Source organism: Cupriavidus sp. GW823-FHT06D04, assembly GCF_058795055.1.
This window is the reverse complement of record NZ_JBXAHL010000005.1, coordinates 1-12,301: the sequence shown is the minus strand read 5'-3', so window position 1 is coordinate 12,301 and position 12,301 is coordinate 1. Positions and strand designations below refer to the sequence as shown.

Sequence of the window (12,301 nt, the reverse complement as noted above, 5' to 3'; positions counted from 1 at the left end):
CTTTCTCGCTCGGTCCAACGCTGTCAGCTTTGCATCCCAAGCCGATACCGCTCGGACTATGTGTGTGGAGACTGCATCCGGTAAGCCGCCAAGTCATGTGTTCCTTCCTCCCAGAGTGCAGAAGGGTTGAACTTGGAAACCTGCGCCACGACCGGCCATGTCATAATGCGGCCGAGATCACTGAACACGCCCCGCGCCGGGTATCGGAAGGACGGTCGCATGGAAGAATTATTGAGTCGTCCTCGTGTCCGCATTCGCCGTCGAGGAGCTGATAAGCATCCCCTGATACTTAAGGCCGCTCGGGAATTGGTCGCACAATTCGGCTTCCGCGAGGCGCAAATGACGGCGATTGCGGACGCCGCGGGTATTGCCATCGGTACGCTCTATCGGTACTTTCCGTCCAAGACCGAACTCATGGTCGAGGTCGTCAGGTCGACGGCGCAACGCGAGGTAGACGTGGTTGCCGGCATTGCTATGCGCGATGGGTCCGCTTGCGAGAAGCTCGGCGCCGCTGCGTGGACTTTCGCCAGCCGCGCGCTACGTGGCCAAAGGCTTGCGCATGCGCTCGTCGCTGAACCTGTCGAGCCGGACGTAGAGTCTGCCCGTCTGACTTATCACCGCGCGCTCTCCCGTGTTTTCAAGACGATCATAGAACAGGGCGTGGAAAACAAAGAGTTCCCGCCCCAGAATGCCGCCGCATCGGCAGATTGCATCGTCGGATGTCTGTTTGAAGGTTTGGTTGCCCCATTGAGTAACGGTGGCGCTGATGATGCGTCCGCGTCTCTAAGTTCGCATGCCACGGCGATCATTACGTTTTGCCTTCGCGGCGTCGCCGGACGCCTGGTCACCTTCCCCCCAACGCCCTGAGCCTAGCTCGGCCTTCGAAATGTCATCTATCCTGCGGCCAAAGCAGAATTGCCATTTCACTTAAGACTGTACACCCGAGCAAATTTTCGATTCAGCGGCACTTCTCTTCTGCCCCGCCGCGCACACATCCTAGTACTTTCCCTGTGGCCACAAGGCTTGACAGGCGAGCACTACCGTCTTAGCCTTAAATGAAATCATGATTCACTTAAGGCCGGCAACTAGACCGAAGCCACTCGCGTAGGGAGAGACACTTATGAGGACATTAAGGCTCACGTCCGAACTCGAACACCGGGTTGCCGAGCTGGTTTTGGAGTACTCCGCGCCGTCGGCGTGTCTCGCTTGGCTGCTATGCGACCGCCATCCTGCAGATAGTGTGGCCTATGACGTTGTCGACACTCGATGGGGCGCAGAGCGCCTGACTTATGGCGAACTGAAACGACGGTCCGAGGCTTTTGCGGCCGGGCTCGATAGCATTGGCGTCCGCCCTGGAGATCGAGTCGCGACGCTGGCGGGAAAGAGCGCGGAATACCTGATTGGTCTCGTCGGCATCTGGCGCCTCGGCGCGGTTCACGTCCCGCTATTTACAGCGTTTGCGCCGCCCGCCATTGCACAGCGGCTCGCCGGCAGCAAGGCAAAAGTCGTGATTTGCGACGCCTCCCAGGTTGGCAAGCTCGGCGCAGCCGGGAACTCCGAGCCCATCGCTGTGAGCGACCTGATCCTCATTGGTGGCGATGGCGCCGCTTCTGGCGACTGGCAGATCCATAAATTCGACGATCTCGCAGCCGAGGGACGTCCGAACGTACCTGCCGCGGTCCTGGGCGGAGACGCTCCGTTCATTCATATCTACACGTCTGGAACCACGGGTAAGCCCAAGGGGGTGATTGTTCCCATCCGCGCCATTGCCGCGTTCAGAGCGTACATCGAGTTCGGCATTGGACTGCTGCCAAGCGATGTGTACTGGTGCGCGGCCGATCCGGGCTGGGCCTATGGCCTGTACTTCGGCGTCCTGGGCTCGCTAAGTACAGGGGTCCATAGCCTCCTTCTCAAAGGCGCCTTCGACGCTGCGGCCACTTACCGCATTCTCTCAGAGCGCAACGTCACGAATTTCGCAGCCGCTCCGACCGTCTACCGGTCACTCATGTGTTCAGAGGTCGCACCGCCACAGGACCTGAAGCTGCGCTGCGCTTCCAGTGCTGGCGAGCCGCTCACGCCGGATGTGAATGAATGGGCCAAGTCTGCCTTGGGGACGCTCGTCTTTGACCACTACGGCCAGACCGAGGCGGGCATGCTCATCAACAACCACCACGATCCTCGCCTTGCACTGGAGATCCGACCTGGATCGATGGGTATCGCCATGCCTGGGTGGAAGGCTGTGGTGCTGGACCGCAGCGAAGATGTCGAACTACCGACTGGCGAAGTCGGACGTCTCGCCTTCAATGTCGCGGAGAGTCCGCTTGCGTGGTTCCACGGGTATGACGCGGCCCCGGAAAAGAGCGCGGAGAAGTTTTCCGCAGATCGCAGATATTACCTTTCCGGAGACCTTGGCAAGATGGACGCCGAAGGTAGCTTCTATTTTTCCGCGCGCGAGGACGACGTCATCATCATGGCCGGCTATCGCATCGGACCATTTGAGGTCGAGTCTGTGATTGCCACTCACCCCGCGGTCGCGGAATGCGCCGTCATTGCCGCCCCCGACAAGATCCGGGGAGAAGTGATCGAGGCATTTGTCGTACTGCGACCGGCGTTCGCTCCGAGCTCGGCAATGGCCGAGGAGATCCAGCAGTGGGTCAAGACTCGCTATGCCGCCCACGCCTATCCTCGGCAAGTGCATTTTGCAACCGAGCTTCCCAAGACCCCAAGCGGGAAGATCCAGCGATTCGTTTTGCGTGCCGCACGGAACGACGGACTCGTCACCGCGCCTGGCACAAAAGAAAGCTGACACCCGTATAGACGCAATCGACGCACGCAGTCGGTCAGATTTGAAAGCAGATCGTGACAACTGACCCGAGCGGCAACCGAAGAGATTTACACATGCAATCGCTATCCCACGACGTCAGGAGCCAGGTCACCCTCCGACCGCCGGCCTCTGAGCGCATTTCGCGTTCGACGCTGGCGTCATTCTTCGAGCGTTCCGCCTGGTTCGACCATCTCACCCCTCAGGAGAAAACGCGCGTCATGGCCGATTCTTTTGAGAAGCACTTCGTCGCAGGTGGCACCGCTTGCCATCGAGGTGCGCCAGCCGACCATTGGCTCGGTGTGGTCGAAGGCATCGTCAAGGTAGATACGGCATCCGCATGCGGGAGAGCGATTACCTTCGCAGGCGTTCCCGCAGGCGCTTGGTTCGGCGAGGGTGCGGTACTGAAGAACGAACCGCGGCAGTATTCCGTTGTGGCGCTGAAGGATAGCCGCGTTGCTTATGTTCCGAAGGACACCTTCCTTTGGCTGCTGGAGCACAACCATAACTTTAGCCGCTATGTCATCGATCAACTCAACGCACGTTGCGGCTACTATGTCGGACTGGTGCATAACCTGAGGCTTCACGAAGCCGCAGGCCGCGTGGCGTTCTGCCTTGCCGAGCTGTTCCATCGCCAGCTCTATCCCGCCACCGACCGGACCTTGGGGCTGTCCCAGGAAGAAATTGGACGCCTCTCCGGCCTGTCGCGTCAGAACACGAATCGAGCCCTCCGCGAACTCGCGGATGCCGGCATGATCGCGATGGAATACGGCGCAATCCATATCCTGAGCCTCGAAGGACTCCGACAGTTCGCTCACATGGGCGATTGACGCAGCGATTGCCGCCAGCCTGGCCGTATTGCATCCGGGCAAGGTGGATGCAATGCGGCTTTCCCCTTTTACACCATTTCGACCGCGACGGCGGTGGCTTCGCCACCGCCGATGCACAGGCTTGCCACTCCTCGGCGGCCACCGGTCTTGCGAAGTGCACCGATAAGCGTGACCAGGATTCGTGCACCCGATGCGCCAATGGGATGGCCCAGCGCACATGCCCCGCCGTGAATGTTGACCTTCGTCTGATCTAGCTGCAGGTCTTGCACGGCGGCCATGGCAACGACGGCAAACGCCTCGTTAATTTCCCAAAGATCGACCTCGGATGCGGCCCATCCCAATCCGTCGAGAAGCTTGCGGATTGCGCCAATCGGCGCGGTAGTGAACGTCGCCGGAGTCTGTGCGTGCGTGGCATGGCCCATGATCCTGGCAACCGGCTGAAGTTGCATCTTGTCGGCAATGGACTGCCGGGTAAGGACCATCGCCGCCGCACCATCCGAGATCGAACTCGAGTTGGCAGCCGTCACGGTCCCGTCCTTCTTGAAGGCCGGCTTCAAGGTCGGCACACGATTCAGATCAGCCTTCAACGGCTGTTCATCACGCGTTACCGATACCGGTCCCTTCCGGGTATCGACGGTAAGCGGCGCCGTCTCCCACGCAAAACTTCCCGCGTCGATCGCGGCCTGCGCTCGTAGCGTCGACATCACCGCCCATTCGTCCTGCGCCTCCCGCGTAAACCCATACGTCGCGGCGCAATCTTCGGCAAACGCGCCCATCAGGCGCCCACGCGTGTCGTCGCAGTAGTGGTCCTCAAGACCGTCCAGGAACATGTGGTCCATGACCTTGCCATGGCCGAGCCGATACCCGGCTCTCGCTTTCGGCAGCAGGTACGGCGCGTTCGACATGGATTCCATGCCGCCGGCGATCATGATGTCGTTACTTTGTGCCAGCATCAGATCATGGGCTAGCATGACCGCCTTCATCCCGGATCCGCAAACCTTGCTGATGGTGGTGCAAGGCGTGGCAAGCTCCAGGCCACCCCGAATAGCGGCCTGGCGCGTGGGCGCCTGCCCGACGCCTGCCGGCAGGACGCATCCCATCAGCAGTTCCTGAATGCAGGACGGTGTCAGCCCAGCCCGTTCCACGGCTGCACGGATGGCCGCCCCACCCATCTCCGGAGCCGTCAAGGATGACAGCTCGCCCTGGAACCCACCGATGGGCGTGCGCGCCGCCGAAAGGACGACGATTGGATCGTTTGTCGAGTTCAAGATAAGTACCTCACTTCGCTGCCATACGGATGGCACCATCGAGTCGAATCACCTCACCGTTGAGGTAAGCATTGCCGATCACGTGCTGCACGAGATCCGCAAACTCCTGCGGCCTGCCCATGCGCTGGGGAAACGGCACGGAAGCCCCAAGCGACTTCTGCACCTCGTCAGGCATCGCGAGCAACATGGGGGTTGCCATGATCCCCGGCGCGATCGTAACTACCCGCACGCCAAAGCGCGCGAGTTCGCGCGCCAGCGGCAGCGTCATTGCCACGACTGCGCCCTTCGAGGCGGCATACGCGCTTTGGCCGACCTGGCCGTCGAAGGCTGCCACTGATGCGGTGTTGACGATAACGCCCCGCTCGCCGTCCACCGAAGGCTGCTGTTCCGCCATCAGTGCCGCCCCGAGGCGGAGGACATTGAACGTCCCGGCGACGTTGATCTGAAGCGTGCGGCTGAACGATGCCAGGGCATGCACGCCGTTCTTGCCAATGACCTTTTCAGCAGGAGCAACGCCAGCACAGTTGATGAGGCCGCGCAAAGGTCCGAGCGCAGCAGCGAAGTCGAACATCTCCTTCACGCTGTCTTCGTTCGTGACGTCGGCCCTGACAAAGACGCCGCCAGTCTTGCGTGCGACTTCCTGTCCGGTATTCGAATCGAGGTCGACGATAACGACCTTCGCGCCCTGCTCAGCAAGTGCTGTTGCAGTGGCAGCACCGAGGCCAGAGCCGGCCCCGGTCACCACAAATACGTTGTCCTGAATCTGCATGTCTACGGAAGTACTTGTTTAGCGGTTGGTGGATGCGTGCACGTCGAGCGAGGAAAGTGAAGCTTGCTGCGGTGGTTGCACGGATGCGCTTTGGCGGTGATCGATGAGCATGACCGCCATGGTTCCGACCAAGCCGGCAACGCCGATGGCCAGGAAATTCTGTTCAAGTGGCAGCTTCATTGCCACGAGCGCGCCGATGAGCACAGGCGCCACGATGGCGCCGAGCCGGCCGATGCCCGAGGCGAAGCCCACACCGGTCGAACGAATGGCGCCCGGATAGAACTCGCCTGCATAGGCATAAGCGAGCAACTGCGTGCCGAGTGTCGAAGCGCCGACAACGAACACGAGCACGAACAACAGTTCGGTCACCTTCGTGTACCCCATCAGCGAAAGCGACACAGCACCCGTGGCGTAGAACGCGACCAGCACATGCTTGATATTGAAACGATCCCCCAGCCAGCCGCCGCCGATCGCGCCGCATACAGCACCAATATTGAACACCAGGACAAAATTCAGAGCCGAACCGAGGCTGTAGCCGGACATCGCCATGAGCTTCGTCAACCAAGAACTGAGCGAGTAGACCATAAAGAGTCCTGTGAAGAATGCCACCCAGATCATCAGCGTGCTCATGGCGCGCCCCCGGGCGAAAAGCGCAGCGACGGGCGCATTGGACGCCATTGCCTCCTGGGGTACAACGAGACGATCACCCGGCGCAATCTGCAGTTCAGGAGCGAGCTTGCGAACCACTGCGCGAAGCGCTACGTCTCGCTGCTTCCTTGCCAGAAACGCCATGGATTCCGGCATGGTCCACAAGATGAAGGGAATGAAAAACACCGGCAGCCCGGCAACGAAGAACACCGCCTGCCAACCGTATGCCTCGATCAGACCTTTGCCGGTCAGCGCAACCAGAATCCCGCCGATCGAATATCCGGCAAACACGATGGTGACGAGTCGAGCCCGGATCTTGCTGGGCGCAAACTCGCCCATCTGCGCCGTCACGACAGGCAGCACGCCGCCGATACCGAGGCCTGCCAGGAAACGCGTCACACTGAAACTTATCGGGTCAGTCGTCAGGCCAGCGGCTGCGGTAAAGACGCTGAAGAGAGCGACGCACACGCAGATGGACAACTTGCGGCCAATCTTGTCGGCGAGCGTGCCGAGGTAGATCGCACCAAACATCATGCCGAACAGCGCAGAACTCGCCATGAAGCCCGCCTTCGTTGCATCGACCCCCATCTGCTTCATGATCGACGGTAGCGCTGCACCCACTACCGCCAGATCATAGCCATCCAGCACGAGGATCATCACACACCAGAAAAGAATCATCCGGTGGAAGCCGGAGAATCTGGCCGTGTCGGCTACCTTTTGAACGTCAATTTCTTTTGTCATCGTCTCCTCCATTCTTGATGGGTCAAATAATCTTTAAACTGCGGTCATTCCTTGTGAAACGTCGTAAAGTTCGAGGCGGGTTCGCGCTCTGATGCCAATGAGTTCTCGATGCGCGCCTCATCCGCATATCCGAGACTCATCCCAACCACGAACTTCTCCTCGGCACCCAGTGCCAGCTCCTGTTCGATTATCCGGTGGTACTTCATGAACGCAGCCTGTGGGCAAGTACTCAGACCGTAGGTGCGCGCCACGACCATGATGTTTTGGAGGAACATTCCGTAGTCCAGGAGGCTCCCCTCGTTCATCACTCGGTCCACCGTGAAAATGAGGCCGACGGGCGCATCAAAGAACTGGTAATTGCGGCCATGCTGGGTGTGCATGCGCGCCTTATCGCCCTTCTCGATGCCAAGCAGGCTGTAGAGCTTCCAGCCCACCTCGCGACGGCGATCGAGATAAGGGGACGTCCATTGGAGTGGGTAATACGTCCACTCGTCGCCGTGCTCTGCGGCAAGCGCTGGATCATCATTCACGTTCCGAATCGCCGTACAGACCCGGTCTTTGGCGGCACCCATCAGCACGTGCACCGTCCAGGGCTGCATATTCACGCCGCTTGCGGCGAACCGCGCAGTATTCAGGACCGCCTCGACGACATCGGCAGGAACGGGCTCCGGGAGGAACGCGCGGACGCTACGGCGCGTCGTAATCGCCCATTCGACCGCGCGACGCACGGCAGGAAGCTCATCAGGAGGGGGACTCAATCTGTTCAGGTTCAGGTTCACGCTAACGCTCTCAACTGAAAATGGCTGCATCAGCCGTTCGGGTAAGAGACTAGGTTTCGCGTTGAATGCGTACTGTCACATAGCCGACAATTCCGGGTTACTCCTGTTCTCGACGTCGAACGTGTCAACACTGTCCTGTGCAAGACAGTGTCCCAAGGGGAATCGGCTTACTGTCCGGGTTCCATTTGTGCGCATAGCGCAGTACTCAAAAAACTCGGTAGGAGACAGTCGTGAGCAACAACATTTACGAAGTAGGGCTGGAGCGCAACAACGCCAATCACGTGGCGTTGACCCCACTGCACTTCTTGGATCGCTGCGCCGAGCAGTACCCGGACAGGGACGCCATTGTTCATGGCGACCTCCGCCAGTCGTGGAGCACGACCAGGGAACGCTGCCGACGCCTGGCGAGCGCCCTCATCAAGCTCGGCATCGGAAAAGGCGACACCGTGTCGATCCTCGCGCCGAATACCCCGGCAATGGTGGAAGCCCATCATGGCATTCCACTGAGCGGCTCCGTACTGAACGCCATCAACTGCCGGCTTGATGCCGACGGCGTTCGTTTCATCCTGAAGCACGGCGAAGCCAAGGTCCTGCTGGTGGACCGGGAATTTTCCGCCTTGGCAGCGGCCGCACTCGAGGGACTCGACAATCCTCCGCTGGTCATCGATGTCATCGATACGTTGGCGCCGGAAGGCGCCCTCATCGGCGAACTCGAATATGAACGGTTCCTCCGACAAGGTGATGCAGATTTCCCGGGCATCTATCCGAAGGACGAGTGGGATGCAATCGCGCTTAACTACACCTCCGGAACAACCTCCGACCCCAAGGGGGTTGTCCCGAGCCATCGCGGCGCGTATCTGATGAGCTTGCTGCAGCTCACAGACTGGGGCATGCCCCGCGGCCCGAAGTACCTGTGGACGTTGCCGCTCTTCCATGCCAATGGCTGGTGCTTCGCGTGGGCCATCACCGCTGCTGCCGGCACGCACGTATGTCTGCGCAAGGTGACGGCGGCAAACATATTCCAGGCAATCGACGCGCACGGCGTGGACCATTTCTGCGCGGCACCCATTGTGCTGGCCTCTCTCGCCACCGCAAAAGAGGGAGAGCGCAGAGCGTTGTCGCATCCCGTTCGCATTCGTACAGCCGGCTCGCCTCCTCCTGCCGCGGTACTCAAGGCCGTGAGCGCGATGGGCTTCGACGTCGAGCACGTGTATGGGATTACGGAGGCCTCCGGCACACCGGTCAGTTCGTACGCCAACCCCGCCTGGAACGCCATGTTGCCGGACGCCAAGGCTCGACTGATGGCTAGGCAGGGCAATCGTGCCGCCGCGCTGGAGGGGCTCTATGTCGCGGATCCCGACACCATGTGCGCGGTACCGTGGGATGGCCGGACACAAGGCGAACTCCTGCTGCGCGGCAACATCGTCATGAAGGGTTACTTGAAGAACCCCGAAGCCACCGAGCAGGCCTTCGCAGGCGGATGGTTCCACACCGGCGACGTCGCCGTGGTCCACCCTGACGGGTACATCCAGATTACCGACCGATCCAAGGACGTGATCATCTCAGGCGGGGAGAACATCTCTTCCGTGGAAGTGGAGGATGTCCTCCACCAGCACCCGGCAGTCCTGATCGCGGCGGTCGTAGCCCAGCCCCATCCGAAATGGGGCGAATCGCCCTGCGCCTTCATCGAGCTCAAGGATGGCTACGCCGCACCTTCCGAGGCAGAAGTCATTGCCTTCTGTCGGGATCGCCTGGCGCACTACAAGTGCCCGGTTCGCGTTGTCTATGGCCCGCTACCGAAAACCGGCACCGGAAAGATCCAGAAATTCCGGCTGCGCGAAATGGCCGGCAGCCGCCAGGCCATCACCGACCTGGCCAGCTCACGCTAACCCCATCTCCAGCACTGAACATGATTGATTGCATTATTGATGGGCATACCGCACTGGTATCGCTCAAGCGCCCGCCGGTCAACGCCTTCAATATCGAGAGCCTTGCCGCGCTGGAGGCGCTAATCGGCCGACTAAACGCCAATGCCGAAGTGCGGGCGATTGTGATCACTGGCGAAGGGAAGTTCTTCAGCGCTGGCGCCGACCTCAAAGAGATTGCCAATGGCGATCCCGATCATCCTCGACGCGTCGCCCAGCATTTTGGGCGCGCCTTCGAAGCGCTCCAGAACGCCAGACCAGTGGTCATTGCCGCGATCAATGGGTATGCCCTGGGAGGCGGTCTGGAATGTGCGTTGTCATGTGACATTCGCATCGCCGAAGCACACGTCCAGATGGCGTTGCCCGAAAACGCGGTCGGGCTTCTGCCTGCCGAATGCGGAACCCAGACCTTGCCTGCACTTGTGGGCGAAGGCTGGGCGAAGCGCATGATCCTGTGCAATGAGCGCGTGGACGGCGAGACAGCGTTGAGGATCGGTTTGGTTGAAGAACTTGTGCCAACCGGAACCAGCCTGGAGACGGCGATGGCACTGGCGCAGCGAGCGTCCTCGGTTAGTCCTACCGCAGCCGCGGCGAGCAAGAAGCTGATCCAGTTGGCGCGGGAGGGCGTACCGAGAAACGCTGCCCTGGCCGTCGAGCGCGAGCAGTTCCTTCGCCTCTTTGATGGAGAGGACCACAAGGAAGGTGTGGCCGCCTTCCTCGAAAAACGATCGCCATGCTGGCTCGGTCGGTAGACATGGCCTAACACCTCGGGGAGTGACCTTCCAAGTAGCCACATAAATCTTTGTGGCTCGTCGGGCGCGATTTGGATTGAGGCGATTGCGAGTGACAGAGGAAAAACTAAGCTTCTTGTAGGTAGCATCGAAAGCGTTCTGGGCCTGCTCGTATTAGAGCGACGGAATTCGCTATGTGATGCACATGACGACCTTCCCGAGTTGTCTTCGTTCCCACACATTTTTTCCTGACGATCCTAGTTCTTACGTCAAGCTCTTTGACTTCTATGGACCGTGATTCCGCGAAGTAGCGCGATGTCCGCTCATGAGCCGGTTTCTGCCGCTGGACCTCTCGGCTCTGAACGGCAGCGATGGGTCGCGAACAGCCGACCGGCGCTGGCTCTCGCAACACGCGTGCTGGGCAAGGCCCGCCCTCGCTACCCCGGTGCGCGAGGGATGCCCTGCATGGGCTCGGCGACCGGGCCCATGAGGACCCAGCGATGCAATCCGAGTGGCCAGCGCTTGACATCTCGGCCGGCGCGAACTTTGCTTGCGATAGGAAGCGGCTCTCCAGTTTTCGCCCATGCCCTTGCAGACGCCCCCTTCGCCCTCCGCCCGTACCTGGGCCCTCCACTGCACGCTCTTTCGCGGGCAGACTCCGCCGCGCGCATGCCTGTACGTGCTCGCGGACCTGCGCCGAGGCGTCGCGCTGTCGGCCATACTGGCCGAACAGCCGCTGGGTGGTGCCTTGGCCGCATGGCTGGAGGCGGCCGCGATCGGCAGGCCCCCGCCACGGGCGCTGCAGTCGGCCGAGCTGCCCTCGGAGCAAGACCGGCGTGCTCTTTGCGCGTGGATTGCAGCCTACGACGTTGTTCTAGAGCCGCAGACTCTGGGTGGGCGTTTCTGGAAGCCTGTAGATCAACTCTTGCAGTCGGCGTGGGAGAGCCTTGGTCTGGCGCCCGGCGCAGTCGGCGAGATGCCGACCTGGTCCGGCGCGCAGCAGGGGCTGGACCGCTGGTTTCGCGAACATTGCCAGCACCTCAGCGGGGTGTGACACCGCGTGCGGGGGCGTCTGCGATATTGGCTACCCGGTGGTGGGAACGGCGGTAGCCGCTGCAGGTCCTGAGCACCCGGCGGGGGCCCCATCCGCTGGAAGCAGCAGTGGTGAAAGAGATGTTCAAGGAAGCGCGGGTGCGCAACATGTGGGCAGAGACCGGCCAGTTTCCGACACTCGCCGGCGTACGCGCGCGGACACTCGAACGGCCGCTCCGCTTTGGCAACGGACCTTCCAAACCGAACACGGTTGAGGGAGGCACACTGCACTCGCGGCGACCACGTTGAGCCGCGATGGGAGTTCATTGAGACTAATGCGCTCCCACCTAGTCAAACTCGGCTCGGATACGACTGTTGTTGTGTAGGAAACCGGAGTTAGCTGGACTACAGACCAGTTTGCTGGACTGGAAATCCGGAATTAGCTGGAACTGGCGTGCAATCCCGTGACGCTGAGCCAGGACCTGACGGTCTTCTGGTCGAAATGGCGGCATGGGTGTTGTTGGACCAGCGCGGACTCATCTCGCTACCCTTTCGCATTCAGAAGCCGGACGGATGGTGCCATGAGTCGGAGCTACTAGGCGCCCAGCGGAAGGCACACTGCCATTGAGGTGAGGCCGTCGTCCGATTTTGCTTGAATGGTCCCATTGTGCGACGCAACGATGGAACGGCATATGGCCAACCCCAGGCCCATCCCGTCAGATTTTGTACTGAAGAACGGCTCGAATATCCTCGAAAG

11 protein-coding genes are annotated in these 12,301 nt (G+C 60.7%); 6 read left to right on the top strand and 5 right to left on the bottom strand.

The features are described from left to right. Positions 1 to 219 precede the first annotated feature (219 nt). From AC1Q7H_RS09505 to AC1Q7H_RS09495, 3 genes are all read left to right on the top strand, one after another. A complete protein-coding gene (locus AC1Q7H_RS09505) occupies positions 220 to 867 on the top strand; it encodes a TetR/AcrR family transcriptional regulator (protein ID WP_492381151.1) in 648 nt (215 codons plus the stop codon). A gap of 373 nt (positions 868 to 1,240) precedes the next feature. Continuing rightward, entirely contained in the window at positions 1,241 to 2,806 is a 1,566-nt protein-coding gene (locus tag AC1Q7H_RS09500; RefSeq protein ID WP_492381150.1) for an AMP-binding protein, read from the top strand. A 92-nt stretch (positions 2,807 to 2,898) separates the two neighbouring features. Continuing rightward, positions 2,899 to 3,651: a Crp/Fnr family transcriptional regulator gene (locus AC1Q7H_RS09495; protein WP_492381149.1), complete on the top strand. Its 753-nt coding sequence runs from the start codon at positions 2,899 to 2,901 to the stop codon at positions 3,649 to 3,651. A gap of 68 nt (positions 3,652 to 3,719) precedes the next feature. On the opposite strand, the gene AC1Q7H_RS09490 is transcribed toward AC1Q7H_RS09495, so the two are convergent. Genes AC1Q7H_RS09490 through AC1Q7H_RS09475 form a run of 4 tightly spaced genes read right to left on the bottom strand, consistent with a single transcriptional unit; the run spans position 3,720 to position 7,886 of the window. Then, positions 3,720 to 4,958, bottom strand: a complete 1,239-nt coding sequence (locus AC1Q7H_RS09490; RefSeq protein WP_492381148.1) for an acetyl-CoA C-acyltransferase — start codon at positions 4,956 to 4,958, stop codon at positions 3,720 to 3,722. Beyond that, positions 4,930 to 5,688 carry an SDR family NAD(P)-dependent oxidoreductase gene (locus tag AC1Q7H_RS09485; protein WP_492381147.1) on the bottom strand — a complete coding sequence of 253 codons (759 nt, stop codon included), beginning with the start codon at positions 5,686 to 5,688 and terminating at the stop codon, positions 4,930 to 4,932. Before AC1Q7H_RS09485 ends, AC1Q7H_RS09490 begins: the two co-directional genes overlap by 29 nt. An 18-nt stretch (positions 5,689 to 5,706) precedes the next feature. Then, positions 5,707 to 7,077 carry an MFS transporter gene (locus tag AC1Q7H_RS09480; protein WP_492381146.1) on the bottom strand — a complete coding sequence of 457 codons (1,371 nt, stop codon included), beginning with the start codon at positions 7,075 to 7,077 and terminating at the stop codon, positions 5,707 to 5,709. A 44-nt stretch (positions 7,078 to 7,121) separates the two neighbouring features. After that, positions 7,122 to 7,886 (bottom strand): nitroreductase, encoded by a 765-nt coding sequence (locus AC1Q7H_RS09475; protein WP_492381145.1) that lies wholly within the window; start codon positions 7,884 to 7,886, stop codon positions 7,122 to 7,124. Positions 7,887 to 8,086: 200 nt separating this feature from the next. Here AC1Q7H_RS09475 and AC1Q7H_RS09470 point away from each other — a divergent pair, with 200 nt between their 5' ends. The 3 genes from AC1Q7H_RS09470 to AC1Q7H_RS09460 all read left to right on the top strand — a co-directional run bounded on the left by AC1Q7H_RS09470 (position 8,087) and on the right by AC1Q7H_RS09460 (position 11,566). Continuing rightward, positions 8,087 to 9,745, top strand: coding sequence for an AMP-binding protein (locus AC1Q7H_RS09470; RefSeq protein WP_492381144.1), 1,659 nt, complete (start codon positions 8,087 to 8,089; stop codon positions 9,743 to 9,745). 20 nt (positions 9,746 to 9,765) lie between these two features. Further along, a complete protein-coding gene (locus AC1Q7H_RS09465) occupies positions 9,766 to 10,533 on the top strand; it encodes an enoyl-CoA hydratase (protein WP_492381143.1) in 768 nt (255 codons plus the stop codon). Between the two features lie 658 nt (positions 10,534 to 11,191). Next, positions 11,192 to 11,566, top strand: coding sequence for a hypothetical protein (locus AC1Q7H_RS09460; RefSeq protein WP_226798020.1), 375 nt, complete (start codon positions 11,192 to 11,194; stop codon positions 11,564 to 11,566). A gap of 573 nt (positions 11,567 to 12,139) precedes the next feature. On the opposite strand, the gene AC1Q7H_RS09455 is transcribed toward AC1Q7H_RS09460, so the two are convergent. After that, positions 12,140 to 12,292, bottom strand: coding sequence for an ATP-binding protein (locus AC1Q7H_RS09455; RefSeq protein ID WP_492381297.1), 153 nt, complete (start codon positions 12,290 to 12,292; stop codon positions 12,140 to 12,142). Positions 12,293 to 12,301: the final 9 nt, after the last annotated feature.